Annotated in this window: 26 protein-coding genes; 12 read left to right on the forward strand and 14 right to left on the reverse strand. The window is 72.1% G+C overall.

Features of this window, described 5'->3' with window-relative positions; translation table 11 throughout:
* Positions 1 to 211: 211 nt before the first annotated feature.
* Both ABGB05_RS12995 and ABGB05_RS13000 read right to left on the reverse strand, forming a co-directional pair.
* Complete coding sequence (locus ABGB05_RS12995; RefSeq protein WP_347653504.1) at positions 212 to 964, reverse strand: thrombospondin; 753 nt, start codon at positions 962 to 964, stop codon at positions 212 to 214.
* Between the two features lie 115 nt (positions 965 to 1,079).
* Positions 1,080 to 1,814 carry a cellulose binding domain-containing protein gene (locus ABGB05_RS13000; RefSeq protein ID WP_347653505.1) on the reverse strand — a complete coding sequence of 245 codons (735 nt, stop codon included), beginning with the start codon at positions 1,812 to 1,814 and terminating at the stop codon, positions 1,080 to 1,082.
* A 228-nt stretch (positions 1,815 to 2,042) separates the two neighbouring features.
* On the opposite strand from ABGB05_RS13000, the gene ABGB05_RS13005 reads away from it, so the two are divergent.
* From ABGB05_RS13005 to ABGB05_RS13015, 3 genes are all read left to right on the forward strand, one after another.
* Positions 2,043 to 2,846 (forward strand): hypothetical protein, encoded by an 804-nt coding sequence (locus ABGB05_RS13005; RefSeq protein ID WP_347653506.1) that lies wholly within the window; start codon positions 2,043 to 2,045, stop codon positions 2,844 to 2,846.
* A gap of 62 nt (positions 2,847 to 2,908) precedes the next feature.
* Positions 2,909 to 4,741, forward strand: coding sequence for an ABC transporter ATP-binding protein (locus ABGB05_RS13010; protein WP_347653507.1), 1,833 nt, complete (start codon positions 2,909 to 2,911; stop codon positions 4,739 to 4,741).
* Positions 4,738 to 6,495 (forward strand): ABC transporter ATP-binding protein, encoded by a 1,758-nt coding sequence (locus ABGB05_RS13015; protein WP_347653508.1) that lies wholly within the window; start codon positions 4,738 to 4,740, stop codon positions 6,493 to 6,495. The genes ABGB05_RS13010 and ABGB05_RS13015 overlap by 4 nt, the downstream gene beginning before the upstream one ends.
* 9 nt (positions 6,496 to 6,504) lie before the next feature.
* Here ABGB05_RS13015 and ABGB05_RS13020 read toward each other — a convergent pair whose 3' ends face one another.
* The 4 genes from ABGB05_RS13020 to ABGB05_RS13035 form a co-directional block, all read right to left on the reverse strand.
* Positions 6,505 to 7,671, reverse strand: a complete 1,167-nt coding sequence (locus ABGB05_RS13020; RefSeq protein WP_347653591.1) for an epoxide hydrolase family protein — start codon at positions 7,669 to 7,671, stop codon at positions 6,505 to 6,507.
* 17 nt (positions 7,672 to 7,688) lie between these two features.
* Complete coding sequence (locus tag ABGB05_RS13025; RefSeq protein WP_347653509.1) at positions 7,689 to 8,120, reverse strand: hypothetical protein; 432 nt, start codon at positions 8,118 to 8,120, stop codon at positions 7,689 to 7,691.
* A gap of 79 nt (positions 8,121 to 8,199) precedes the next feature.
* Positions 8,200 to 10,314, reverse strand: coding sequence for a glycosyl hydrolase family 28-related protein (locus ABGB05_RS13030; protein ID WP_347653510.1), 2,115 nt, complete (start codon positions 10,312 to 10,314; stop codon positions 8,200 to 8,202).
* Positions 10,315 to 10,480: 166 nt separating this feature from the next.
* Positions 10,481 to 11,359: an NADP-dependent oxidoreductase gene (locus ABGB05_RS13035; RefSeq protein WP_347653511.1), complete on the reverse strand. Its 879-nt coding sequence runs from the start codon at positions 11,357 to 11,359 to the stop codon at positions 10,481 to 10,483.
* 80 nt (positions 11,360 to 11,439) lie between these two features.
* On the opposite strand from ABGB05_RS13035, the gene ABGB05_RS13040 reads away from it, so the two are divergent.
* The 5 genes from ABGB05_RS13040 (at position 11,440) to ABGB05_RS13060 (ending at position 15,083) form a co-directional block, all read left to right on the forward strand.
* Positions 11,440 to 12,204 carry an AraC family transcriptional regulator gene (locus tag ABGB05_RS13040; protein WP_347653512.1) on the forward strand — a complete coding sequence of 255 codons (765 nt, stop codon included), beginning with the start codon at positions 11,440 to 11,442 and terminating at the stop codon, positions 12,202 to 12,204.
* Positions 12,176 to 12,775 (forward strand): GNAT family N-acetyltransferase, encoded by a 600-nt coding sequence (locus ABGB05_RS13045; protein ID WP_347653513.1) that lies wholly within the window; start codon positions 12,176 to 12,178, stop codon positions 12,773 to 12,775. The genes ABGB05_RS13040 and ABGB05_RS13045 overlap by 29 nt, the downstream gene beginning before the upstream one ends.
* Positions 12,776 to 12,881: 106 nt before the next feature.
* Positions 12,882 to 13,634, forward strand: coding sequence for a HEAT repeat domain-containing protein (locus ABGB05_RS13050; RefSeq protein ID WP_347653514.1), 753 nt, complete (start codon positions 12,882 to 12,884; stop codon positions 13,632 to 13,634).
* Between the two features lie 135 nt (positions 13,635 to 13,769).
* Positions 13,770 to 14,183 carry a VOC family protein gene (locus ABGB05_RS13055; protein ID WP_347653515.1) on the forward strand — a complete coding sequence of 138 codons (414 nt, stop codon included), beginning with the start codon at positions 13,770 to 13,772 and terminating at the stop codon, positions 14,181 to 14,183.
* Positions 14,184 to 14,261: 78 nt separating this feature from the next.
* The gene (locus ABGB05_RS13060; protein WP_347653516.1) at positions 14,262 to 15,083 is read left to right on the forward strand and encodes a DNA-formamidopyrimidine glycosylase family protein; all 822 of its coding nucleotides are present in this window, start codon (positions 14,262 to 14,264) and stop codon (positions 15,081 to 15,083) included.
* A gap of 58 nt (positions 15,084 to 15,141) precedes the next feature.
* Here ABGB05_RS13060 and ABGB05_RS13065 read toward each other — a convergent pair whose 3' ends face one another.
* The 7 genes from ABGB05_RS13065 to ABGB05_RS13095 form a co-directional block, all read right to left on the reverse strand.
* Entirely contained in the window at positions 15,142 to 15,846 is a 705-nt protein-coding gene (locus tag ABGB05_RS13065) for a hypothetical protein (protein ID WP_347653517.1), read from the reverse strand.
* Positions 15,843 to 16,790, reverse strand: a complete 948-nt coding sequence (locus ABGB05_RS13070) for an ABC transporter ATP-binding protein (RefSeq protein ID WP_347653518.1) — start codon at positions 16,788 to 16,790, stop codon at positions 15,843 to 15,845. The genes ABGB05_RS13065 and ABGB05_RS13070 overlap by 4 nt, the downstream gene beginning before the upstream one ends.
* Positions 16,787 to 17,146, reverse strand: a complete 360-nt coding sequence (locus ABGB05_RS13075; RefSeq protein ID WP_347653519.1) for a GntR family transcriptional regulator — start codon at positions 17,144 to 17,146, stop codon at positions 16,787 to 16,789. Before ABGB05_RS13075 ends, ABGB05_RS13070 begins: the two co-directional genes overlap by 4 nt.
* A gap of 266 nt (positions 17,147 to 17,412) precedes the next feature.
* On the reverse strand, positions 17,413 to 18,009 hold the full coding sequence (locus tag ABGB05_RS13080) for a DUF1707 domain-containing protein (RefSeq protein WP_347653520.1): 597 nt from the start codon (positions 18,007 to 18,009) through the stop codon (positions 17,413 to 17,415).
* A 53-nt stretch (positions 18,010 to 18,062) separates the two neighbouring features.
* Positions 18,063 to 19,433: an FAD-dependent oxidoreductase gene (locus ABGB05_RS13085; protein ID WP_347653521.1), complete on the reverse strand. Its 1,371-nt coding sequence runs from the start codon at positions 19,431 to 19,433 to the stop codon at positions 18,063 to 18,065.
* Positions 19,426 to 20,637, reverse strand: a complete 1,212-nt coding sequence (locus ABGB05_RS13090) for a glutamate--cysteine ligase (protein WP_347653522.1) — start codon at positions 20,635 to 20,637, stop codon at positions 19,426 to 19,428. Before ABGB05_RS13090 ends, ABGB05_RS13085 begins: the two co-directional genes overlap by 8 nt.
* Positions 20,638 to 20,964: 327 nt before the next feature.
* A complete protein-coding gene (locus tag ABGB05_RS13095; RefSeq protein WP_347653592.1) occupies positions 20,965 to 22,017 on the reverse strand; it encodes a GDSL-type esterase/lipase family protein in 1,053 nt (350 codons plus the stop codon).
* Between the two features lie 206 nt (positions 22,018 to 22,223).
* Between ABGB05_RS13095 and ABGB05_RS13100 the strand changes: the two genes are divergently transcribed.
* From ABGB05_RS13100 to ABGB05_RS13115, 4 genes are all read left to right on the forward strand, one after another.
* Positions 22,224 to 22,625, forward strand: a complete 402-nt coding sequence (locus ABGB05_RS13100; RefSeq protein WP_347653523.1) for a DUF6412 domain-containing protein — start codon at positions 22,224 to 22,226, stop codon at positions 22,623 to 22,625.
* 220 nt (positions 22,626 to 22,845) lie between these two features.
* On the forward strand, positions 22,846 to 23,631 hold the full coding sequence (locus ABGB05_RS13105; RefSeq protein ID WP_347653524.1) for a membrane protein insertase YidC: 786 nt from the start codon (positions 22,846 to 22,848) through the stop codon (positions 23,629 to 23,631).
* Between the two features lie 70 nt (positions 23,632 to 23,701).
* The gene (locus ABGB05_RS13110) at positions 23,702 to 24,184 is read left to right on the forward strand and encodes a hypothetical protein (protein ID WP_347653525.1); all 483 of its coding nucleotides are present in this window, start codon (positions 23,702 to 23,704) and stop codon (positions 24,182 to 24,184) included.
* Positions 24,185 to 24,274: 90 nt separating this feature from the next.
* Positions 24,275 to 25,678, forward strand: coding sequence for a cellulose binding domain-containing protein (locus ABGB05_RS13115; protein WP_347653526.1), 1,404 nt, complete (start codon positions 24,275 to 24,277; stop codon positions 25,676 to 25,678).
* On the opposite strand, the gene ABGB05_RS13120 is transcribed toward ABGB05_RS13115, so the two are convergent.
* On the reverse strand, positions 25,608 to 26,330 hold the full coding sequence (locus ABGB05_RS13120) for a DedA family protein (protein ID WP_347653527.1): 723 nt from the start codon (positions 26,328 to 26,330) through the stop codon (positions 25,608 to 25,610). The genes ABGB05_RS13115 and ABGB05_RS13120 overlap by 71 nt on opposite strands.
* Between the last annotated feature and the right edge of the window lie 25 nt (positions 26,331 to 26,355).

Consider the following 26,355-nt stretch of genomic DNA (forward strand, 5'->3'; position numbering starts at 1 on the left):
TCCGGCTGATCGTTGTGTCTGTGGCCGACCAGAGGGGCGAATCGTTAAGCCCACGCCTGGGGCTGGCCGGCCCTCACCGGCCGTCGGACCCCGGACAGCACTTCGGGGGCGGCAGCACTGCCGCCCCCGAACCTGTGCGCTCAGGTGGTGCACCACCACCGGCTGGCGGAGCCAGAGCGGTGAACCACCGCTCCGCGGGCATTTCTGCCCGTCAGAACCGGTCCACAAACTGTGAATCAAGCCACTCGCGGAACCGCTGCACGCTGTCGCCGTCGGTGCTCGGCCAGCCGAGGTCGCCGGTCATCGCGAGCACCCCGGCCACGATGGCGCCGAGGCCGAGGACGAGCCCGATCAGCGCGTCGGTCCGGCCGGCGATGTGCCGGCGGGCGGTCGCCGAGACCCCGCCGATCGCCAGCAGCAGGGCGAGGCCGCCGAGCGCGATGCCGTACCCGGCGAGGGTGCCGGTGAGCACAAAACCGGCGGCGGCCACCCCGACGACCAGGCTGAGCGTGGCGAGGATGCTGGCCCGGGGGCGGGGGCCGGCCGGTGCGACGCCCTCGGGCCGGCGCCGCGCGTCGGCCGTACCCTCGTCGCTGTCCCGGTCCGCGCGGCGGTCGGTCTCCGGGGTGGCCGGCGGTGCCGGCGGGGTGCCCCGGTCCCGCTCCGCGACGGCGGCCCGGGCCCGGCCCGGGGTCAGGCCGGCGGCCCGGTCGCGGTCGCGCTCGACGGTTCCGGTACGCCCGTCCGTGTCCCCGGTCCGGTGGTCCCCGTCGATCCGGGTGGTCGTCGTGTCGGCGCGGGTGCTGTCGGACCGGGTGGTGTCGGAGCGCGCACCCCGGTCGCCGGTGCCGGCGTCCCCGGTCCCGGCCGGGCCCGGACGCGCGTCGCGCGCGTCGACCCGACCGTCGCGGTTCGTGTCGCGGGCGGTCTCGTTGCCACGCGAGAGTGATGGAATCCTGACCACAACCCACCTCCGAAAAACGTGCGTGGGCCTCGTCGATGGCACCTACGCGGGAATTTTTCGATCGGTGTACCCCGATGTGCGGTCAGCCACACCTCGGTGGCCCGGCCCGCCGAGGTCAGCGGACCCGGTCGTCGTCGAGTTGGGTGAAGGTGACGGTGTCCGACAGGTAACCGGGAACCGAGAGCGTGAAGACGGTGACGTCGTCCACGTCGTCGGCGTCCTGCGCGTTCATCACCCCGTAGCCCTGCGGCGTGCTCCAGTTCGTCGGCGTGAAGACCAGCGCCATGGGCGGGCCGGCCCAGATCCCGGTGCCCTGGATCCGCATCTGGAGGGTGACCTGTCCGGTCGGCGGGTGGCTGAGTCGTACGGTGAACGAGCGGCCGGTGCCCTCGGGCAACGAGATGCTGTCCGGCTCGGCGATGACCGCCCGGGGTGCGCTACCCACGCAGGGCACCCCGTTGACCCGCCAGTTCGTCGGTGCCAGGTTGGTCCCGGTGTAGGTGCCCTGGAATCCGAGCCAGACCGACTCTCCGGTCCGGACCGTGTCGGGCCAGGTCCCGCTGCGCACGATCACGTCCGGGCCGCTCTGACCGAAGCTGTGGTTCCAGAGGTTGGTGATCCGCTGGTCGCCCGGGAAGGTGAACTCGAGCGTGAACCCGTGCCAGTCGTCGCCGAGGTTCGTCAACTGCACGGTGGAGTGAAAGCCGTTGTGCCACGTGTTGCTGGTGTAGGTGACCGCGCAGGCGATCTCCGCACGGGCGGGCGCGGCCGGTCCGACCAGTGCGGTGGTGGCGGCCAGCACGACCGCACCGATCATCGCGGACAGCCGGCGTACGAGGGTGGTGGCCATCAGGGTCCTTTCCGGACATGACGGGTGCACGGGCGGTGCCGCCTGGTCCTGTCGGCAGCATGACCCGTGCGGTCCGCCCGCAAAGACATCGACAGCTTTGCATTTCCCGAGGTGGATCGGAAGGCGGCCAATGGTCGTTCCGGCATCGGCCACCCGGCCGATTGTCAGGTGAATTCGCCGCGTAGCCTTCCGCGGGGCAGTTCTAGGGGCACTCGGCCAAGGGGTGGCATGGCGTTGGAACAGGGCAACCAGTTGGTCGGCCAGATTGGTCAGATCGTCGGCGACGCGGTCAACCGCGTGACGTCCGCGAATCCGCCGGCCGCGTTCGCCGATCCCGCGTCCCCCGCCACGGACCAGCCCGCCGGGTCCGCGGCGGCCGCCGGTCCGGCGACCGCCCACCACGCCGTCGGTGCCGCCGCCGGGACGACCGTGCCAGCCGTCGGCCCTGACCCGTCCCCGGCCAACGGCGGTGCCGACCCGGCGGCGACCCCGACGCCCGCACCCGCGAGCTTTGGTGCGGTTGTCGTCGCGTTCGCGCTGATCGCCGGCGCCGGCTTCGCCTCGTGGAGCCTCTGGGCCAGCGGTGGCACCGCCAAGGTCATGCAGCCGCCGGACACCGTCGCCGTCTTCGGCGTACTGATCGTCTTCGCCGCCGCGGTCGAGCGGATCCTGGAACCCTTCTCCCGCTGGCTGCCCGGTCGGGGAGCCGAGGCCACGCTCCAGCGCCTCACCGCGGAGCTGGCGAACCGGCCGGCGACCGCGACGGAGCGGGCGAGCCTCGGGCAGCTCCGCGAGCGGGCGGACCGGGCCCGGGGCAACCGGACCATCGTCGCCTGGGGGATCGCCACCGCCGTCGCCACGGTCGCCTCCACCGCCGGTGGCTTCTACGTGCTGCACGCGATCGCCGGCCCGGAGTGGGAGGGCCTGCCGGTCTGGATCGACGGCATCGTCACCGGGATCATGGTCGGCAGCGGCACCAAGCCGTTGCACGACCTGATCACCCGGATCCAGTCCGGCGGCGGACAGTCGTAGACCCCGGCCGGTGGAGTCCTAAACCGGTCGGAACGCTCCCGGCCGGTCGGTAGCCTGGGCGGGTGCCGCCGCAGCTCCCGCACCCCGACCCAGGAACACCGGACACCCGGGGGCCACTGCGGTACATCTGGTGGCTGGCCCGGAGCCAACCGGTCCGGGTCCTGCGTGGCAGCCTGCTCGGCACCCTCTGGATGACCGGGCTCGCGCTGCGGCCGTACCTGATCGCCAAGGCCGTGGACGACGGCCTGCGCGCCCGCGACAACCGTGCCCTGCTGCTCTGGGTGGCCGCGATCGTGGTGGCCGGCCTCGGCCAGGCCTGGATCGGCATCCTGCGGCACCGCACGATGACCTTCGTCCGGGAGGACGCCACCGCCCGTTCGGCGGCGGTCCTGCTGCGACAGCTCTCCCGGGCCGGCGCGGTGCTGTCCCGCAAGCTCGCCGCCGGTGAGGTCGCCACCGTCGGCGGCTCCGACATCGGCAACACCTCCCACGTGCTGACCATGACCGGTCCCGGGGTCGGCGCGGTGGTCGCGTACGCGGTCGTCGCCGTGATGCTCTGGTCGATCTCGCCGAGGCTGGCGACCTGCATCCTGCTCGGCGTACCGCTGACCGCCGCCGTGATGGGGCCGATGCTGCGTCGGCTCGACCGGGTCGAGACGGTCTACCGGCACCGGCAGGGACTGCTCACCGCCCGGGCCGGGGACATCGTCGCCGGGCTGCGGGTCCTCGCCGGGGTCGGCGGGCGCGGCCTCTTCGCCCGCCGCTACACCGACCGGTCCCAGGAACTGCTGGCCGAGGGCTACCGGGTCGGCGCGGTCAACAGTTGGATCCGGGCGCTGACCGGTGCGCTGCCGGGGCTCTTCCTCGCCGTCGTGGTCTGGCTCGCCGCCCGGATGGCCGCCGACGGTGACATCACCGTCGGCCAGATGGTCGCCGTCTACGGATACGTCGCGGTCCTGGTCGTGCCGGTCTGGTTCCTGCTCGACGCCGGCTACCAGCTCATCAAGGGCCGGGTCGCCGCCCGCCGGATCGTCGCCCTGCTCACCCTGACCCCGGACGAGGTCGCCGATCCGGCGGCGGAGCCGGTCCCGGTCCCGGACCGGCCGGCCGAACTGCACGACCCGGTCACCGGTCTGACCGTCCGACCCGGACAGCTGGTCGCGGTCGCGGCCGACGACCCCGCCCAGGCGGCCGCGCTCGCCGACCGGCTCGGCCGGTACGTCGTCAGCGGGGCGACCTGGGGCGGCCGGCGGCTCACCGGGATGCCGCTGGCGCAGGTACGGTCCCGGATCCTCGTCGCCGACCACGACTCGTACCTCTTCGCCGGCACCCTGCGGGAGGTCCTGCGGATCCGGGACGACCAGGACGACCACCGGCTCCGGGACGCGGTACGGGTCGCCTCGGCCGACGACGTCGTCGACGCGCTACCCGACGGGCTCGACACCGCGCTCGACACCCGGGCCCGGCGACTCTCCGGCGGTCAACGGCAACGGGTACGCCTGGCCCGGGCCCTGCTGGCCGAACCGGAGGTGCTCATCCTGCTCGACCCGACGTCGGCGGTGGACGCGCACACCGAGGCGCGGATCGCCGCGCGGCTGCGGGACGCCCGGGCCGGCCGGACGACCCTGCTGCTCGGCACCTCGCCGCTGCTGCTCGGCCACGCCGACACGGTGGCGTACCTGGCCGGCGGTCGGATCGTCGCCATCGGCACCCACCCTGAACTGCTGGACCGGGAATCCGGCTACCGGGCCCTGGTCGCCCGCGACCCGCAGCCGCACCACGCCGACACCGACACCGTCGGCGAGCCCAACGGTGGTCCCGCCGGGCCCGGCCGTGAGGTCGATGGGTACCGCGACGTCGGCGAGCACGACGGCACCCGGGAGGTGCTGCGGTGACGACCGGACCGGCACTGACCGAGCGGCCCCGGCTGCCGGTGGCGGAGAAGAGCACGGTCCGTCGGGCCGCGGTGGAACTGCTCCGCGGCGACCGCCGCACCGTCGTCGTGCTGCTCCTGTTACACGCCGTCGCCGCGGTCGCCGGGCTGGCCTCACCGTGGCTGCTCGGTGTGATCGTGGACGAGGTCACCGCCGGGGCCGGGATCGGCACCATCGACCGGCTGGCCCTGGCGATCGTCGGCTGTGTGCTGGCCCAGGGCCTGCTCAACCGGTACGCCCAGTACGTCGGCTACCGGTTCGGCGAGCGGGCCGTGGCCCAGCTGCGCGAGGAGTTCGTCCGGCGTACCCTCGGGCTGCCCGTCGGGGTGGTCGAACGGGCCGGCGCCGGTGACCTCGCCACCCGCAGCTCGGTCGACGTGAACATGGTCGGCACCATGGTCCGGGACGCGCTGCCGGTGGTGGTGATCTCCTCGGCGCAGCTGCTGCTGCTCTTCGGAGCGGTGTGCCTGCTGCATCCGATCTTCGGGTTGGTTGGGTTGGCCGGGGCGCCGACGATCGCCGTGGCGGTCCGCCACTACCTGCGCCGGGCCCGGGACGCGTACCTCGCCGAGGGTGCGGCGATGGCGGAGCTGACCGAGACGCTGACCGCCACCGCCGAGGGGGCCCGGACCGTCGAGGGGCTGCGCCTCACCGACCAGCGGATCACGTACGGCACCGGGCGGATCGGCCGGCTCTGGGCGACCCGGCGGGCCACCCTCCGGCTGCGGTCGGTCTTCTTCCCGACGGTGGAGGCGAGCTACGCGCTGCCGGTCGCGATTGTGCTGCTGGTCGGCGGGTTCCTGCTGGACCGGGGCGCGGTCAGCCTCGGTGCGGTGGTCGCCGCCGCGCTCTACCTGCAACAGTCGATCGGGCCGCTCGACGCCCTGCTGCAGTGGATGGAACAGACCCAGCGGGGCGTGGCCTCGTTCGCCCGGGTGCTCGGCGTCGGCCAGGTGTCGCCGGAACCGCGCGGTGGTGCCGTCGTACCGTCCGACCAGCGGCTCGTGGTCCGCGACGCCCGCTTCGGTTACGCCGACGGCCCGGACGTGCTGCACGGCATCAACCTGGAGATCCGCCCCGGTGAACGGCTCGCGGTCGTCGGCCCGTCCGGGGCCGGCAAGTCGACCCTGGCCCGGCTGATCGCCGGCATCGACCGCCCCCGTACCGGCGAGGTGCTGCTCGGCGGCTGCCCGGTCACCGACCTCGACCCGGCACAGCGACGTCGGGAGATTGCCCTGGTCACCCAGGAACACCACGTCTTCATCGGCACGCTGCGGGACAACCTCGCCTTCGCCGCCCCGGAGGCCACCGACGGGCAGATGCGCTCCGCCCTGGTCGCGGTCGGCGCCGACTGGTACGCCGACCTGCCGGACGGTCTCGACACCGTGCTCGGGGACGGGGCCCGGGAACTCAGCCCGGCCGACGCCCAGCAGCTCGCCCTGGCCCGGATCGTCCTCGCCGACCCGCACACCCTGATCCTCGACGAGGCGACGGCGGCACTCGACCCGACCACGGCCCGGCGTACCGAGCGGGCGCTCGGCGCGGTGCTGGCCGGTCGTACCGTGATCGCGATCGCGCACCGGCTCAACACCGCGCACGACGCGGACCGGGTGGCGGTGCTGGACGACGGTCGGATCACCGAGCTGGGCAACCACCACGAACTGCTCGCCGCCGGTGGCGCGTACGCGGCGCTCTGGCGCTCCTGGCACGCCTGAGGTGTCTCCTCACCGGTCCACAAGCCCGCGTTCCGTCCGGAGTGGACGGAAGAAGGCCCGTACGTCGGCGACGAAGAGGTCCGGCTCCTCCATCGCCGCGAAGTGCCCGCCACGGTCGAACTCCGACCAGTGCACGATGTGGTTGTCCCGTTCGGCGAGCCGACGGACCGGGGCGGCGAGGTCCGCGCCGAAGACCGCGACCCCGGTCGGCACGGTCGACCGGCGCGGCGGAGCCGGTGACCCGGCCGGATGGGCGTGCTCGTAGTAGAGGTTCGCCGAGGTGCCGGCCGTGCCGGTCAGCCAGTAGACCATCACGTTGGTGAGCAGCAGGTCGCGGTCGACGGCCTGCTCGGGGGCGTCGACCGCGTCGGTCCACTCCAGGAACTTCTCCGCGATCCAGGCGAGCTGCCCGACCGGCGAGTCGGTCAGCGCGTACGCCAGGGTCTGCGGCCGGGTCGACTGGAGCGCGGCGTACCCGGCCATCTCCGGTAGCGCCGCGGCGACCCGGGCCAGCCGGGCCCGGTCGGCGTCGGTGAGCGCGGCGGCCTCGGCCGAATCGTCGGGCGGCAGGGTGAGCAGCGTGTTGAGGTGTACACCGACGACGTGCTCCGGGGCGAGGAGACCGAGGTCCCGGCTCACCGCGTGACCCCAGTCGCCGCCCTGGACGCCGTACCGGGAGTAGCCGAGCCGGTGCAGCAGCGCGGCCCAGGCACGGGCGATCCGGGGTACGTCCCAACCGGTGTCGACCGGCGGGCCGGAGAACCCGAAGCCGGGGAGCGACGGTACGACCAGGTGGAACGCGTCGGCCGGGTCGGCGTCGTACCGGCGTGGGTCGCTGAGCGGGCCGATCACGTCGAGGAACTCCACCACGGAGCCAGGCCAGCCGTGGGTGACCACCAGCGGCAGCGCGTCCGGTTCCGGGGAGCGTACGTGCAGCAGGTGGATGTCGGCACCGTCGATGGTGGCGGTGAACTGCGGAAACCCGTTGAGTCGCGCCTCGTGCCGTCGCCAGTCGTAGGTGCTGTGCCAGTAGTCGACGAGGTCCCGCAGGTACGCCTGCGGCACACCGCGCCGCCACGGGACGTCGGGCACCTCGGCGGGCCACCGGGTGGCGGCGAGCCGTCTGCGCAGCTCGACCAGGTCGCCCTCGGGTACGTCGAGCCGGAACGGTCGCAGGTCCACCGTCGGGGCGGTCATGACGACGCCCCCTCGGCGCGGTCCGGCCGTGCCGCGAGGTGGTGGTCGCCGCCGCGGGCGCCGATTGCCGCCTCGTCGCCGGCCGGTTCCTGTTCCACGAGCCAGCGTTGGTGGGTCTCCCAGGCGGACTGTTTGCTGACGGTGAGGGCCGCACCGACCTGGGTCCAGGAGGCACCGGTGGCCCGGGCGGTCCGGACGGCGAGCTGCCGCCCGTAGGCCGCCTTCCGGATCAGGACCTCGCCGAGGGCGAGCAGTTCCAGGGCCTCGTCGCGGCTCAACGGTCTGGGTTGGTCAGGGTCGGGAGTGTCCTGATCGTCGGGGTCCGGGTGGGCCGGGGCCAGCGTGTCCCGCATCCGCAGCTGGTCGAACCGGGCCGCGGCGGTGAGCAGGGTGTGCTGGCGTTCGAGTTCGTCGGGGGTGATCGCCATGCCCCCAGCCTTCCGTCAGGCTGACTTGACGTCAAGTCAACCTGACGGAAGGGCCAGTGAATTCGCGGTCAGCGAACGGTCACCACGGCGCCGGCGCCGGCGGCACCACCACCGGCGGTCGGTCGTCGCAGGTGATGGTGTTCGGCAGCAGCCACGGCGCCAGCCACCGGCCGGTCGTACCGCCGCCGTCGTTGCCGCCCAGGTCGACGAGGGTGAACTCCGAACCGGTCGGCGGGAAGTGGAACGAGCCGCAGTTGTTTACCCCGACCGCGCCGACGTTGCGGGCGTCCACGTTCTCGAACGAGGCGGACCCGGCGACCCGGGCGCTGACCACCGAGGTGCCGGTCCCGTCGACCCGGATGTCCTTGAACCGCACCCCGGTGATCGACCAGAGATCCTTCACCGACCACTCGCTGACCAGCATGATCGCGTTGTACGTACTGTCCAGGTAGTGGTCGCCGGTGACCCGGACGTCCGCGTTGATGTCCCGGTCCAGGGCGTAGAGCCAGATCGCGCCGAGCCCGATGTTCCAGTTCAACTCGTACGTCCCGGCCCGCACCACCGTGTTGTCGGTGAATCGCAGCGTGCCGGTGAACGGCTCGGCGCCGAACCGGGATCCGGCGTGCAGCCCGCTGCCCTCCCGGACCGGGTCGGCGACCAGGTTGCCGGAGACGGTGTTGTCCCTACCGCCGTAGATGGCGATGCCGTTGGCCAGGGTCGGCGACTGGACCGTGTTGCGGCTGAACGTGTTGCCGGCGTTCGCGGTCCTCTCCGACCACATCGCCAGCGCGTCGTCGCCGGTGTTGCGGATGACGTTGTTGTGCACCACCGAGTTGGTGACCCCGGTGTGGAAGTTCAGTGCGTCGGCGATCTGGTCGACGATCATGTTGTCGGTGACCCGGACGTTGTCCATCGGCCCGTCGAACCAGATACCGACCTTGGTGTGCCGGATGTGCAGGCGGCTGATGGTGGAGTCGCTCATCGCCCCGCCGATGCCGTTGACCTGGTCGGTGTCGATCCGCTCCCGTACGTCGCCGGAGATGGCGAAGTCGGCGAGGTGGACGTTGCGGCTGCCGCCGTCCGCCGCATCCCGGCCGTAGAAGCCGACCCCGGTGTGCACCGAGCCGTCCGGGGCGGGCTCGTCGAGCGCCACCGAACGTCCCTTGATGATCGTGTACCAGTTGCCGGCACCCTCGATCGTCACGTTGTCGACGATGATGTGCCGGTTCACCTGGTACGTCCCCGGCGGCACGTACACCTTGAGCCGGGTGCGCTGGGCGACGGCGATCGCCCGGTCGAAGGCGTCGGCGGAGTCCCGCCGCCCGGTCGGGTCGGCGCCGAGGGCGCGGACGTTCACGGCGAGCAGTCGTACCTTGGGCGGCGCGACGAGTTGGGAGTCGAGCAGGTCGACCACCGTCCAGGCCGCGTTGCTGCGGACCGGGGCGGTCAGCCGTACCGTGTCGCCGGCCCGGTAGGTCCGGTCCAGCAGCAGCCGTTGCTCGTCGTAGAAGTGCATCGGCCGGAACGGCTTGCTGATCGTCGGGTACGGCGTGGTAACCGCCGGTACGCAGCTGCACTCGGTGATCCACCAGTCCGAGTGCAGCAGGTCGGCGTTCGGGTCGTTGGTGAACGGGTACTGGTTGTAGAGCCAGGCGTACTCGGAGGTGAGCGTCATGGTCTTCCGGGCCTTGCCGTTCACCGTCACGTCCAGCGGCGCGGTGATGCCACCACCGTTCGGCGCGTCCGGAATGCTGTAGCGGACGGTGATCGCGTTCGCCGCCTTCGGCAGGGTGAACTCGACGTACTGGCCGGGGAGCAGTTTGACCGCCCGCCGGCCGGACGCCTCCGACGGCAGGGTGTACGCCGTCCGGTCCGGCCCGATGACGCTGCCGTTCGTGCGGGCGTTCTCCGCCTCCTGTTCCAGGAAGTCCACGGTGGCGCCACGGTCGGCGACCAGGGCCGGGTCGAGCCCGGCGCGGGTCACCACCGGGGCGGGCTTGTTCTTCGGCCCGGCGTGGCCGGCCGCGGCGGCGGGACCGGCGGTCGCGCCGGCGGTGACGCCGATCGTGAGTAGGCCGGCCAGCGCGATCCGGCTGGACTTCCGGAGCACCTGGCTGGACCGCCGGAGCGTCCGGCCGGGTCGGTCTGTCGACTCCGGATCGGGGTTCGGCACTGCACTCGTCTGCTGGGGCATCGCGTGACTCGTCTCTGGTCGGGGGTGGGACGACGCGGTGAGTGCCGGTCATGTTATTTCACAGAGTTGTTCCGATCCAGACATTGAATGGTGCAGAACTTGCGCCGGGTCGGTGCCAGGGCCCACCCTCCCGGGCAGCCGGAACGGCTGGACACCCCGTACGCCGTCACGGAACGAGGATCGTCTTGCCCCTCATCCGGCCTGCCTCCGCGTCCCGGTGCACCCCGGCCAGGTCGGCGAGCGGACGGGACGCGGCGATGTCGAGTCGGAGTTCGCCGGAGTCGACCAGTTTCACCAGTTCGGTGAGCTGCGCCGGCTCGTTGCGGGTGACGAGGTGGGTGGTCGTCACGAGGCCTTCGGCGGGGGCCTCGACCGGGACGGTGACGGAGACCAGCCGGCCACCCGGCCGAACCAGGCGGAGCAGTTCCGCAGCCCGGGTCCGGTCGATCGGGACCAGGTTGAGCAGTACGTCCACCGGCCCGGTCAGCGCCCTGTCGAGGGCGGTGCCGGTGTAGTCGACGACCTGGTCGGCGCCGAGCTGGCGTACGGTGTCCGCGCTGCGCGGACTGGCGGTGGCGATGACCCGGGCACCGGCCCGGCCGGCGAGTTGCACGGTGAAACCGCCGACCCCGCCGCCCGCCCCGTTGACCAGCACCCGTTGCCCGGGGTGGAGGTCTGCGTGCTCGTACACCGCCTGCCAGGCGGTGAGCCCGGCGATCGGCAGGGCGGCGGCGTGCGCCAACGGAACCGTCCGCGGGGCGGGGACGACGGCGTCGGCGTCGGCGTACTCGGCCGCCGTGCCACCCGAGTCGACCCGGCCGACGACCCGGTCCCCGACCTTGTGGGTAGCCACCTCCGGGCCGGCCGCGACCACCGTGCCGGCCACGTCGACCCCGAGCGTGTACGGCAGGTCCAGCGCGAAGACGGCGCGGAGCAGGCCACGCCGCAGTCCGACCTCCGACGGGTTGAACGAGGTCGCGGCAACCTGGATCAGCACCTCACCCGGGCCGGGCGTCGGTACCGGCACGTCGTCGAGGCGGATCACGGAGGCGTCCCCGTACCGGTGGATTCTCGCTGGCCGTCGGGGATGTGCTGTTCCAACCGCACGGCCGGGGTCACGCGCTCGTGGACAGTCCGTCGACGCCGCTCACCGCCCCCGCGTGCGACCCCCGGGACCCGGCCGTCGCCGCCCGCACCGCGGTCGTCGACACCGTCGGTGTCCCGGTCCCCGGCGACGACACCCCAGCCACCGTGACCCTGTGCGGGGCGTACGAACTGGAGCCGTCCCGGGTCCATCCGCTGCTGGACGACCTGCCCGACCTGGTCCACCTCCCGGCCCACCTGGGCCGGCATCCCGAGTTGCGGGCCGCCGTGGAACTGCTCGCCGCCGAACTGCTCCGGCCCCGGCTCGGCGTCGATGCGCTGGTGCCCGCCCTGCTCGACACGCTGCTGGTCTACCTGCTGCGCACCTGGTTCGACGAGCAGGCCGCCACCGGGGTCGGCACCGGGTGGGCGGCGGCGCTCAACGACCCGGTGGTGTCCAGGGCGTTGCGGGCCATGCACGGCGAACCCGCCCGGCCCTGGACGGTCGCGACGCTGGCCGCCGAGGCGGGACTCTCCCGGGCCCCGTTCGCCCGTCGGTTCGCCGCGCTGCTCGGGCAGCCGCCGTTGACGTACCTGACGTGGTGGCGGATGACGCTGGCGGCCCGACTGCTCCGGGAATCCGACGCGCCGCTCAACGTGGTGGCGGCCCAGGTCGGCTACGGTTCCGAGTTCGCCTTCGGCAACGCCTTCAAGCGGCGGTACGGCACCGCCCCCGGACGGTACCGCCGGACGGCACCGGGGCAGGTAGGGTCCGCTCGTGCACATTCGGCCCTACCAGCCCGGTGACCGGGACGCCGTCCACGAGATCTGCATCCGTACCGCCGACGCGGGGCAGGACGCCTCCGGCTCGTACGTCGACCCGGGTGTGTTGCCGAACATCTTCGCCCACCCGTACACGCACCTGGAGCCGGAACTGGCGTTCGTGGTGGACGACGACGGGCGGGCGGTCGGCTACGTGCTCGGTACCGCCGACACCGCCGTCTTCGTCCGGCGGTTCCGGGCCGAGTGGCTGCCCCTGGTCGGCGACCGGTACCCGGCGCCGGCGGGCGAGCCGGGTAACCCGGACGAGGTGATGGCCCACCTGCTGCACACCCCGGAGCGGATGATCCTGCCGGACCTGGCGGACTACCCGGCGCACCTGCACATCGACCTGTTGCCGGAGCACCAGCGCGCCGGCTGGGGGCGAAAGCTGATCGATACCTTCACGGACGCCCTGCGCCGGGCCGGTGCTCCCGGTGTCCACCTTGGGATGCTCAGTGAGAACCGGGCGGCCCGCGCCTTCTACGACCGTCTCGGGTTCCACGTCGTCGACGTCGTCGACCCCGGGCTGCTCACCTATCTCGGTCTGCGTCTCTGACCGACGGCGGTGCGGTTCAGGGCGATGGCGGCGTGGTCAGGGGCGGCGGCGGGTGTCGGCTCGGTACGGGGAACGGCGCGTCGTACCGGTCTGACAGGCTGGCGGCGTGACGGACACGGCAGCAGCACTGGAACGGCTCATCCGGCACGGTGGCCTGGTTGACGACGAAACCGATGGCGACGACCTGCCCGACGACGGTGACGACGGTTTCGGCGAAGCCATGGCGGTCGTCGACGCACTGGTGGCGAGTGGGGACCGCGGCCTCGTGCCCCGGGCGCGGGCGGCCTTGTTGACGTTCCTCGACGACCGCAACTTCTACGGCCGGGACCTGATGGCACAGCTTCTGGCTGGTCTGCTCGGCCCCGAGGCCCTGCCGATCCTGCTCGACGCGGCTGCCCGGGACCTCGGCGACGACCAGGACAGCCTGGCGGCAGAGATCGTCGACCTGTTGCAGGGGCACCGTGCGGTGGCCCGGTCGGTGGTACTCCGGTACGCGACCGACCCGGACCCGACCCGCCGCCGGGAAGGGCTGTGGGCCCTCGGTTTTGTGGTCGACGTGGCGGATCTGGACCTGCTGGCGTCGGCGGCGGTCGACCCCGACCCGGAGATCCGGTCTGTCGCCCTCGGCTCGCTCGGCGGCCTCTCCACCGAAGACCGGGCCTTCGCGGTCCTCGTCGCCGGGTTGAACGACGTCGCCGCGAGCGTCCGGAGCAGCGCGGTCAGTGCGCTCGGCTACTCCGGGCGGCGGGACGCGGTGGCACCGCTGCTCACCCGGGCCACCGACCCGGACGGGCAGGTGCGTCGGCTGCTCGCCCACGCGCTCGGTTCACTCGGCGAGCCGGCTGCGACGCCGGCCTAGGGACCCGGTACGGGAGTCCGGGTCGGTACGGCCGCAGGCGACACAGGTGGCCGGCGGACCGGATCGCCGGTCTCCGGTCAGCCCGCTGACTCGTTGGTCCCGGTGACGACCCCGTTCACGGACCAGGGAGCACCCGTGCCGACCCGACTCAACCCGTACCTCAGCTTCGACGGCAACGCCCGGCAGGCCATGGAGTTCTACCAGCGGGTCTTCGGCGGCTCGCTGCGGATCACCACGTTCGGCGAGTTCGGCGCCGAGGGCACCGTCGAGCCAGACAAGATCATGCACGCCATGCTGGAGACCGACAGCGGCTTCACCCTGATGGGCTCGGACACGCCGCCGGAGATGTCCCACCGTCCGGGCGACACCATCACCGTCAGCCTCAGCGGGGACGACGGCGACGAGTTGCGTGGCTACTGGCGCGAGCTCGCCGACGACGGCGTCGTCTCGGTGCCGCTGGAGCGGCAGATGTGGGGCGACGAGTTCGGCGCCTGCGTGGACCGGTTCGGCGTACCGTGGATGGTCAACATCAGCCAGCCGGGCTCCTGAGCTGTCGGGCAGTCCTGAGCTGGGCCACCGTGGCGAGGCTGACCCGGTCGCCCGGTCGGCGCTGGCTAGGCTGGTGACATGCCCGAGGGTCACACCGTCCATCGCCTGGCGGCACGGCACGCCGAGCTGTTCGCCGGGGACAAGGTGCTGGCCAGCAGCCCACAGGGTCGGTTCACCGAGGGCGCCGCGCTGCTCTCCGGCACCGTCCTCGACCGGACCGAGGCGTACGGGAAACATCTGCTGCACCACTACGACGGCGGCCAGATCCTGCACGTGCACCTCGGGCTGTACGGCAAGTTCGCCGACGGTGACGGGGAGCCGCCGGACCCGGTCGGTCAGGTACGGCTCCGGCTCACCAGCGACCTGCACTGGCTCGACCTGCGGGGTCCGACCGCCTGCGACCTGCTTACCCCACCCGAGGTCGAGGCGTTGCGGGCCCGGCTGGGGGCGGACCCGTTACGGGCCGACGCCGACCCGGACGCCGCGTACGCCCGGATCCGGCGCAGCCCGACCCCGCTCTTCGCGCTGCTGCTCGACCAGTCCGTGGTGGCCGGCACCGGGCTGATCTTCGTGACCGAGGCGCTGTTCCGGGCCGGTCTGCCGCCGACAACTCCCGGCCGGTCGCTGACCACGGAACAGTGGTCGCGGATCTGGGTCGATCTGCGGGAGCTGATGGTGCTCGCGGTCGCGTCCGGCCGGATCGACACCGTACGTCCGGAGCACCTGCCGGAGGCGATGGGCCGGCCGCCCCGGGTCGACCGGCACGGCGGCGAGGTGTACGTCTACCGCCGTGCCGGCCAACCGTGTCACGTCTGTGCCGGCCCGGTCCTCCGGGCCGACCTGGTGGGGCGGAACCTGTTCTGGTGTCCGTCCTGTCAGCCGGTCCGCCCGGCCGCATGAGTCAGCAGGGAGCCTTGCGTTACCGAACGCGTTGACAGGGGCCCCTTCCTTGCACCGCTCAGGCGGTGACGCGACGGATGGTGAGGTAGCCGGCACCGGCGGCGAGCGCGCCGAGGATCAGCGGCCAGCCGGCGACCAGCAGCGCGTCCGGCTGCTCGGTGATCCAGCGCCAGACGGCGCCCCACCAGTCCTGCCAGGTGGTCAGCACGATCAGTCCGCCGAAGACCACCACGGAGCTGGCGGTGAGCACGAACATGCCGGTCATCGCCCAGCGCAGGTAGCTGATGGAGAGGAACGCGGCGAGGAAGCCGAGCACGACAAACGGCACCGCGTAGACGACAACCTGGAGCAGCGGGTTGTCCTGGTTCAGCGGGCCGACGCCGAAGAAGGTCATCCCGATGCCCCAGCCGCCGGTGGCGTCCTCGGCGAGCTTGCAGAGGGTGAGCAGCAGGCCGAAGACCAGCGACTGGCCCAGCAGAAGCAGCGCGAAGGCGGCGTAGAAGGTGCGCCGGATCACGCTCAGCGCCAGGGCGAACGGGAAGACCTGGGTGAAGGTGGTGAGGCCGCCGACGAACATGATGATGTAGATCGAGATCACCGCGCCGGTCTGCGGACCGCTCTCGGTCATGTCGCCGATGTCACCGATGGCGACGAAGAGCCCGAGGTTGACCAGGAAGATGAGCGTGAGCAGCACCCAGGCTCCGCCCAGGCTGCTCGGCCAGCCGACGAGCTGGAGTCGGACGACGCTGCCGATGCGGTTCATCGGGCTGCCTCCCGGGTGGTGTGGCCGGCGTCGCCGGGTGCGGTGTCGAGGTCGGGCCGGGTGTCGGCGCGGCGGGCCCGGGCGGTGGTGAGTCGGATGACGATGTCCTGGAGCGAGACCGGCTCGACGTCGAGGCCGAGTTCCCGGGCGCGGTGGTGTTCGGCGGGGCCGAAGCTGCCGCGCAAAGTGGCCCGGGCGTACCGGCCGAGGGACTCGCGGTGCAGTTCCTCGGCGGCAGCGGCGAAGGTGTCGACCGCGGTGACCGGGCCGGACGCGGTGACCACCTGGCCCCGCAGTGCCTCGGCGGTGGTGTCGAGCAGGAGCCGGCCGTTGTCGAGCAGGAGCACGTTCTCCAGCAGGTCGCCGACCTCGTCGATGAGGTGGGTGGAGAGCACGACGGTGCGGGGGTGTGCGGCGAAGTCGGTGAGCAGGTGGTCGTAGAAGAGGTGCCGGGCCACCGCGTCGAGTCCGAGGTACGGCTCGTCGAAGAGGGTCAGCGGAGCCCGGGAGGCGAGCCCGATGGTGATGCCGAGCATGGAGTGCATGCCCCGGGAGAGTCTGCGGATCTTCCGACCCAGCGGTAGCCGGAAGTCCGCCAGCAGGGTGGCGGCGAACTCCTCGTCCCAGTGCGGGAAGAGCAGCCGGGCGGCGTCCAGGGCGTGCCGGACCTTGAAGTGCTGGGGGTACGTCTGGCTCTCCTTGATGAAGCAGACCCGGGAGAGGACCTTCTCGTTCTCGTACGGCGGTTCGCCGAAGACCGTGAGCCTGCCGCTGGTGGCGAAGTTCTGACCGGTCAGGATCTGCATCAGGGTGGTCTTGCCGGCGCCGTTGCGGCCCAGCAGGCCGTGGATCCGGTTCTCGGCCAGCGAGAAGCTGACCTGGTCCAGGGCGGTCACGTCGCCGTACCGCCGGGTGACGTCGTGGACGTCCACCACCGTGCTCATCGCCCCTGCTCCCATCGATCGATCAAACGCTTGAGCTCGTCGGCGCTGATGCCGAGCTTGTGCGCCTCGGTCAGCAACGGGTGGAGGAACTGCTGGGCGAACTCCTCGCGACGCCGGTCCCGTAGCCGGGTACGGGCTCCGGTGGCGACGAACATCCCGATACCTCGCTTCTTGTAGAGAATTCCGTCGTCCACCAGCTGGTTGACGCCCTTGCCGGCGGTCGCCGGGTTGATCCGGTGGAAGGCGGCGAGTTCGTTGGTGGAGGGCACCTGGCTCTCCTCGGCGAGCGTGCCGTCGATGATCGAGTTCTCGATCAGTTCCGCGATCTGCAGGAAGATCGGCCGCCCGTCGTCCATCACCGCGCCCCGGCCGGAGCTGACGCGACGCCGGGCGCGGGCCCCGGCTCTCGTCGCTTCCCTGGTTCACTACTCATGTAACTAACCATCTAACCAAGGGGTCCTGGTGTCAAGAGGTTTGTCCGGGTCATGCCGCGCGTTCGGCGATGCCGGGCACGGGCACCGGCGGTGCCGTTGCCCACCCGGGGGAACAGGGCGTTTCTCCGGAGAGGTCACACCGGGACGCCGACGGGAGCGCCGTCAGCACCGGCGCGCTGGCCCCGCCGTCAGTGGTGTGTCGGGGGACGTACCGTCACCGAGCCGAAGACCACCCGGACGTTGATCTCCAACACCGGCGCGCCGGGCGGCGGCGGCCCACCGCGCAGCTTCGACTCCTTGCTGCCGAAGACGGCGCTGCCGGTCAGCCGGACGTCCACACCCTCCGGTACGAAGACCGTCACCGACCCGAACACCACGGTCGCCTCGATCCGGGTCACCGGGGACTGCAGCTGGGCGTCCTGCAGCTCGATGTGACAGTCGCCGAAGACCGACCGGGCGGCCAGCCGGGCCGGGACCGACCAGTGTCCCTTGCGGGACTCGTTGCCGAAGATGGCGATCAGCCGCTCCGGCTCAGGACCAGCCAGCGTCGCGCCGGGACGCTGGACGGGCAGCCGGGCGGCCGGCAGCTCCGCCGGAAGGTCGTCGGTGAGCCGGGCCAGCTCACCACGGGTCTGGGCGGCGTGCGCCGCGCCGGCCCGGTCCGCGTACTCGTCGAGGGTCAACCGTCCCTCGGCCGCCGCCCGGCCGAGCAGCTCGACCACCTGCTCCCGCTCCCGGTCGGAGACGCGTACCCGGTCGGGATCGTCGCGTGGTTCGAGCGTCACGGTTGCCCAGCATATCGGCGTGCCGCCATTCCCGGGCTCCGCCGGACGGCGGATCAGCGCAGCTCGGCGGCGGCCTTCCGGGCCGCGACCAGCACCGGATCCCAGACCGGGGAGTACGGCGGCGCGTAGCCGAGATCCAGGTTCGCCATCTCCTCCACCGTCATCCGGTTCCACAGCGCCACCGCGAGTACGTCGATCCGCTTCGCCGCCTCCGAACGGCCGACGATCTGGGCCCCGAGCAGCCGACCGGTGTGCCGTTCGGCGATCAGCTTCACCGTCATCCGCTCCGCGCCCGGAAAGTAGCCGGCCCGGTTCGTCGACTCCACCCGGGCGGTGACAAACTCGAAGCCCGCCGCCGCCGCGTCCCGCTCGCGCAGCCCGGTCCGGCCCACCTCCAGGTCGCAGACCCGGGTGACGGCGGTGCCGACCACCCCGGCGAAGGTCGCGTACCCGCCGCCGATGTTGATCCCCGCGACCCGGCCCTGTTTGTTGGCGTGGGTGCCGAGCGGTACGAAGACCGGCTGACCGGAGACCCGGTGCACCGACTCCACGCAGTCGCCGGCCGCCCAGATCCCGTCCTGGCCCATCACCCGCATCCGCAGGTCGACCCGGATCGCCCCGGTCGGGCCGAGCGGCAGCCCGGCCCCGGCGGCGAGCCCGGTGTTCGGGCGTACCCCGATCCCGAGGACCACCACGTCGGCCGGGAACGTGCCGGCGTCGGTGTGCACGGCGACGACCCGCCCGTCGCGACTCTGCAGGCCGGTGACGCTGGCGCCACTGCGGACGTCCAACCCGAGCGCGCAGAGCGCCTCGCGGACCAGTACGCCCATGTCCGGGTCCACGGTGGACATCGGCTCCGGGCTCCGTTCGACCAGGGTCACGGTCAGCCCTCGCTGGATCAGTGCCTCGGCCATCTCGACGCCGATGTAGCCGCCGCCGACCACCACCGCCCGTCGTGGCGGCGGATCCTGGGTCAGCCAGTCCAGCAGCGCGGCACCGTTGTCGAGGGTCTGTACCCCGAAGACGCCGGCCGCGTCGGTCCGGGCCCACGCCGGGGTGACCGGAACCGCGCCGGCGGCGTACACCAGTTGGTCGAAGGGTTCCCGGACCTCGCGCCCGCCGTCGTCGATGTTCCGGGCCACCACCTCGCGCCGGTCCAGGTCGATCGCGGTCACCTCGTGCCGGGTCCGGACGTCGATCCGGTACTCGTTCCGGAAGGTGTCCGGATCCCGGCTGATCAGGTCGTCGATCCTGCTGACCTGCCCACCCACCCAGTACGGGATGCCGCAGGCCGAGTACGAGGTGAAGTGGCCCCGTTCGAACGCCACGATCTCCAGTTCGTCCGGGCCACGGCGGCGTCGGGCCTGGGACGCGGCCGACATCCCGGCCGCGTCACCGCCGATCACCACCAGCCGGTCAGCCATGGTCGGCGGTGTCCCGGGTCCGCCGGATCAGGTCGTCGAGTACGTCGGAGAACTCCTGCCGGCGGGCGTACGCGGCGCGCTGCCGGGCGGCGCCGGTGCCGTGCGCCTGCAACCGGGTCAGCAGGGCGGTGACCACGGCCAGGTCACCGTGCCGTTCCAGGGCCGGCCGGAGCCGGTTGACCAGCCGGCGCAGCAGTTGCCAGGCGGGCCGCAGGCCGTGGCCGTCCAGGTCGACGGCGAGTCCCTCGAGACCGTCGTGCGCGGCCCGCCAGTGCGCCGCGGCCAGCAGGTGGTGCGGCACCGGATGTGCGGGCCGTCCGGCGGCGATGTCGGTGAGCGCGGTGTCGACCAGGGCCCGGACCAGGGCGGCGATCAGGATGGTGTCGTCCAGGCTCGGGCAGACGTCACCGATGCGGATCTCGACGGTCGGGTAGTTGGCCGACAGGCGGGCGTACCAGTAGAGCATGCCCTCGTCGAGCATCATCCCGGTCTCGATCAGTTTCGCGACCAGCCGCTCGTAGTGGGCGTGCGACTCCAGCCAGGGGGTCGGCGCCACCGAGGGCCAGCGCTCCCAGAGCACCGACCGCCAGCTCGCGTATCCGGTGTCCCGGCCGGCGTAGAACGGTGAGTTCGCGGTGGCCGCGTGCAGCAGGGGAAGGGCGGGGCGGAGATGGTTGAGCACCTGCACGCCGAGTTCCGGATCGGGGACTCCGACGTGGATGTGCATGCCGTTGACCCCCGGCGACGGTACGACCAGCCCGTACCGTTCGATCATCCGGTCGAACCGGGGGTTCTCCACCACCGGCGGCATCGGCCCGGCGACCGGACCCGTACCGACCGCCACCAGTCGGGTGCCGGCGGCCTCGGCGGCGTCGGCGAGCCCGGTCCGGAGCAGGCCGAGGGAGTGCCGCAGGGCGGCCAGGTCCAGTCCCGGCGGGGTGCCGATCTCGATCTGGCTGGTCTGGAACTCACGCTGGACCTGGCCGCGCAGCTCGTCCGGCACCTCGGCCAGCACCGCCTCGACCGCCGGGGCCGCCTCGCCGGTGGCCGGGTCGACCAGGAGAAACTCCTCCTCGACCCCGACCGTCAGCAGGTCGCAATCGACCTCCGACCGGTCGGCCGTCCCCGGCACCTCCGCTGACCCAGCGGTCCGGGCCGCCTCTGCCGCCTCTGCCGTCTCGGCTGTCTCTGCCATCTCTGCCATCTCAGCTGTTTCCGCCGGTCCGCCGAGGACGTCGTGCACCGGACGGGCCTGCGCCGCCACCCCACCAACCATCGAACCCACCGCCTGTCGGTCGTTCGCTTCCGCGGCCGTCGCGTGACCCGCGTCGGTCTGGCTGGTGTGTACCCCGCTGAGAGCCGGTGGGAAACGCTGGGCGGTCACGATTGGTGAGGGCGTTTGCGCCGGCCGTTCCGGCCGGATCGTCACCGTCGTGGCCGACCGTCCCGTACTGTCCGGTGCCGGCGGTGACCGGGCGGGCCACGCGGTGCCGACCGTGCTGGCCCGCCCTGGTTTTCCGGCCCGGTCCGGTCAGCGGGCGGTACAGGTCGGGGTCATGCCTGTCCCGCTGCCGCTGGCCTGGAAGCCGAACTCGGTGGACTGCCCGGCGGCGATCCGACCGTTGTAGCTCACGTTCGTGAAGGTGACCGCGCCGCTGTTGCCGCTGCGCTCGGTGTTCCAGGAGTTGGAGATGGCGGCACCGGACGGCAGGGTGGCGCCGACCGTCCAGCCGGTGGTGCCGGACGAGCCGGCGGTGACCCGTACGGTGGCCACGAAGCCGCCGTTCCAGGAGTTCAGCGAGACGGCGGCGGTGCAGCCGGCGGTGGCCGGGGGAGTGGTCGCTGGCGGGGTGGTCGGCGGGGGCGTGGGACCGGTGGTCGGCGGGGTCGCCGTCGGCGTCGGGGTCGCCGTCGGCGTCGGGGTACCGCCCTCGGTCAGGCTGCCCGGTACGGCCAGCAGTGCGTTGTACCAGGTGGTGGCCATCTTGCTGTAGCCGGTCGCGTTCGGGTGCACACCGTCGGCCAGGTCGGCGGTGGTCAGCGCGGAGTACATGTCGACCAGGTACACCTGACGGCCGGCGTCCGCCCGGCTCCGGACGATCTGCGGTATCGCCGCGTTGAAGCTGCGTACCTGCGCGTCGGCGAACGAGAGCGGGACGATGGTGGCCACGAAGAGCTTCGTCTGCGGCGCGGTGGTGGTGATCCGGTCGATCAGCGCGGCGAGCCGGTTCGGGGCGTTCGGCAGGTCGCGGTTCTGCGAGATGTCGTTGGTGCCGATGTGCAACAGGATCGTCCGGGGCTGGTAGGTGTTCAGCCAGCCGACGATGTTGGCGTCGATCTGGTCGATCCGCCAGCCGGAGTGGCCCTCGTGGTTGCGGTCACCGAGGCTGGCCGGCCCGTTCGTGCCCGAGCCGACGAAGTCGACGGCGTAGCCGCCGGCCACCACCTTCTGCCAGAGGTCGATCCGGTATCCGCCGGGCACGTTGAAGCCGTCGGTGATCGAGTCACCGAGCGGCATCACCTTCACCCCGGAGTCCGCCCGCACATGGTCGACGGTGTACGTCAGGACGGCCACCGTCACCATCACGGCGGCGAGTAGTACGCCGGCGACCCGGCGAATTGTCGTGGTCACGACCCGCTCCTCCCAACTCTTCAATCAATAACTTTCGATTTAATGCGGAACGGATCGATGCTGCCCACCGAGTTGCCGGTCGGAGCGGCGAACGGACGTCCGAGTGCGCCGAACGCATCTGGCGGTGTCGATTTGCCGGCGCCGGCTAGCCTGGCGGCGTGCCGGCGACCCGACCGAGGTTGACGTCCGGCCGGGCGGGTCAGCCCGGCGGGACGGCCTCGCCGCTGCGCCGGCCGGCAGCCCTGCTGTGCTGGCCGGTGCTGCTGCTCGGCTGGGTCGGCTACCTGCTCCTGCAGGTCGACGCGCCCGGCATCGGCACCTCGACCGGCCAGGCCGTCGAGTCCCTGGCCGGCGCCGCGATGGCCGCCGCGACGGCGCTGCTGCTCGCCGCTTCCGCCGGCTGGTTGCCGTCCGATCGCGATTCCGGCGGCCACCTGGTACGCCACGGCGTGGCGCTGCGGCACCGTTCGCGTCGGTTCCGGACGCCCCGGCAGCTCGACCCGGACGCGGCCGGCCGACCCCGTCCGCGAGCACCCTCGGCCCGCCGCTCGGTCCGGTAACCGCAGCTCCGTTCGCTGCGGTTCAGGCCGATCCGGTTTTCCCACCTCCCGTTCCCACCGTTCGCGGCCAGCGCGTCCGGTGAGGTCCGGTGCTGCCTGATCCCGCTGATCCGGGCGGCGCCGATCCCGGTCGCGTCCGCCCGACGGACCGGGGACGGGAGTTCCCGCGGATGTGCCTCCGCGCATCCGGCGTCTCCGGACCGAACCGAGGGGTATCCCCATGCTCGCCTTCGCACCACTGGACGGCACCGTAGGTGTCGCCGCCCATCTCGTCTCCCTGCTCGCCGGCCTGGTCGGGCCGGTCACCGGCAGCGCCGCCACCGCCGTCGCCGTCGTGCTGTTCACCGTCCTGGTCCGGCTGCTGATCTCGCCGTTGAGCTGGGCACAGATCCGTGGCCAGCAGCGCACCGCCGCGATCGCGCCCCGGATCCGAGAACTTCGCCGGCGGTACGCCGACCAGCCGGATCGGCTGCGCACCGAACTGCTCGACCTGCAGCGTCGTACCGGCGCGTCCCCGGTGGGTGGTTGCCTGCCGGCCCTGCTGCAGTGGCCGTTCTTCCTGGTCATGTATCGGCTGTTCGCCCTGCCGGGCGGGGCCGGTGACCAGGCCGGGCTGCTGCGCGAGCAGCTCTTCGGCGTGCCGCTCGGTCATCACGTCGCCGACGGTCTGGGCGGTTCGGCGGGGCCGTTGTACGCCGTACTGGTAGCCCTGCTGGTGCTGCTGGCCTGGCTGTCGTCACGCCGGATGCGTCAGGCCCAGGCGGCAGCGGGTCAGTTGTCGGCGGGTTCCGCCCCGGGGCGTTCCGGTTCGACGGGGGAGGAGGTGCTGCCGGGTGCCGCCACGCTGGCCCGGTTCTTGCCGCTGCTGCCGTACGCGACGGTGCTGGCGGCGGCGGTGGTGCCGCTGGCAGCCGTGATCTACCTCGTCACCACCACCGCGTGGACCGTGCTGGAGCAGACCCTGCTGCGTCGCCGGATCCAACCGGTCGGCGCCGACCGGTCCTGAGCGGTGTTCGGGGTCCGGCGGTCGGGTCGGCTGTCGACGGTGGGTTGCCCCGGGTCCCGACGATGGGTTCATGACGGACTGGGAGCCCCCGTACGAGTCGTCGGGCAAGCTCGGCCTGCGGATCCTCCTTGGCGTGGCCGGCCTGCTCCCGTTGGGTGGCTACCTCGCAACGCCGGGCCGCACCGTCGGGACCACCCTCGGTGTCGTGGGCTTCGTGGCCCTCTGGCAACTGCTCGTCTGGCGCATCCTCGCGGTCGACGTGTTCGTCGGGGCCAAGGGCGTGCGGGTGTGTCATCTGGCCCGGACCCGGACGATTCCCTGGTACGCGGTGCGGCAGATCTGGATCGGGCAGGCGCGTGACTTCGAGGCGACGGCAATCTGGATCACGGTCTCCGGCCCCGACGGGCCGTGGGAGCTGGAGACCCCGGTGTGGCGGCGTGGATCCGTCCGCCACCGGAACCGGATCATCCTCGAGCCGGACGAGTTCTACCAGGTGTACGTGCGGCTGCACGAGGCGTGGCGTCGGCACGCCGGGGCCGTGCCGCAGGCGTGACGGCAGAGGTCTGGACATCAACAGTTAACTATCCTAATAATTAGCGGACAGTTGATGGCGGTGGATGCCCGACCCCCGGTGGAGGAGCCCATGAGACGTCGCAGAAGCCTGGCCCTGTCCGTTGTCGTCGGCCTGTTGGCAGCGGTCGGCGTCGCCTGGGGCGCGGGCCCCGCGTACGCCGCCGGCCCGACCGCGACCTTCGTCAAGACCGCCGACTGGGGAACCGGCTGGGAGGCCAGGTACACGATCACCAACGGTGGGACCAGCACCATCAACGGCTGGACGCTCGCCTTCGACCTGCCGGCCGGCACCACCGTCGGCAGTTACTGGGACGCGCTGCTCAGCGTCAACGGCCAGCGGCACACCTTCACCAACCGGTCCTGGAACGGCACCCTCGCCCCCGGCGCGTCGCTCTCGTTCGGCTTCCTCGGCGCCGGCCCGGGCAGTCCGGGCAACTGCACCCTCAACGGCGCCGCGTGCGGCGGCGGCACCGACCCGACCACCCCACCGACCACCGGACCGCCGACCACCCCACCCACCACGCCGCCGACGACCCCGCCCACGACCCCGCCCACCACGAACCCACCGAGCCAGGGTCTGCCCCGGCACTTCCTCACCGGGTACTGGCACAACTTCGACAACCCGGCCGTCGAGCTGCGGCTGCGGGACGTGCCGGCGGAGTACGACCTGATCGCGGTCGCCTTCGCCGAGGCGACCAGCACGCCCGGTGCGGTCACCTTCGGCATCGACCCAGGCCTGTCCGCCTCGCTCGGCGGCTACACGAACACCGACTTCGGCACCGACGTACGCACCGTCCAGGCGCGGGGCAAGAAGGTCGTCCTCTCGGTCGGCGGTGAGACCGGTCGGGTTGCGGTCAACGACGCCGCCTCGGCCACCGCGTTCAGCACCAGCGTCCACAACCTGATCCAGCAGTACGGCTTCGACGGTGTCGACATCGACCTGGAGAACGGACTCAACCCGACGTACATGGCCCAGGCGCTGCGTACGCTGCGAAACCGGGTCGGCGCCAACCTGATCATCACGATGGCGCCGCAGACCATCGACATGCAGTCACCCTCGGTGTCGTACTTCAAGCTGGCGCTCGACATCCGGGACATCCTCACCGTGGTGCACACCCAGTTCTACAACTCCGGTTCGATGCTCGGCTGCGACCAGGCGTTCGCGTACAGCCAGGGCACGGTGAACTTCATGACCGCGCTCGCCTGCCTCCAGCTCGAGGCCGGACTCCGGCCCGACCAGGTGGCGCTCGGCCTGCCCGCCGGGCCCGGGGCGGCCGGCGGTGGCATCGTCGCCCCGACACTTGTCAACCAGGCACTCGACTGCCTGGCCAAGGGGACCAGCTGTGGCAGCTTCCGGCCGCCGCGCACCTATCCGGGGATCCGGGGCGCGATGACCTGGTCGATCAACTGGGACGTGGCGAACGGCAACGGCTTCGCCCGTACCGTGCGACCGCACCTCGACACGCTGCCCTGACCGGGTCGCCGGCCCGGCGCCGACGCTTCCGGACCTTCTTCGCCACCCACACCGTGATCATCAGTACGAAGGCCGCGAGCAGGCTGTAGTCGAAGAACCGGGTGTAGCGGTCGATCTGCTGCCACTGTGCGCCGAGCGCGTAGCCGAGCGCCACGAAGATCACGTTCCAGAGACCGCTGCCCAACGTGGTGAGCGCGACAAACCGGCCCAGCGGCATGTGGTTGGCGCCGGCCGGCACCGACACCAGGCTGCGGATCACCGGGATCATCCGTCCGAAGAGGACCGCCCAGCTGCCGTACCGCTCGAACCAGCGGTCGGCGCGGTCCAGGTCGTCGGTGTCGACCAGTGGGATCCGGTCGAGCCAGCGTTTCAACCGGTCCTCACCGAGCCGGGCGCCGACCCAGTAGAGCGCGAGCGCGCCGAGCACCGAACCGGCGGTCGCGGCGACGACCACGAGGAAGACGTTCGTCCGCCCCTCGCCGGCCAGGTAACCGGCCATCGCCAGGACGATCTCGCTGGGTATCGGCGGGACGATGTTCTCCAGCGCCACCAGCAGACCGACCCCGGCGGCACCGAGTGAGTCGATCACACCGGCGATCCAACCGGTCAGCCCGCCGAGTCGGGTCGGGCCGACGTCCTCGGCGAGGGCCACGGTTACTCCCCTCCGTCGGGGAACG

This window comes from Plantactinospora sp. B5E13, assembly GCF_039871775.1.
GTDB lineage: Bacteria > Actinomycetota > Actinomycetes > Mycobacteriales > Micromonosporaceae > Plantactinospora.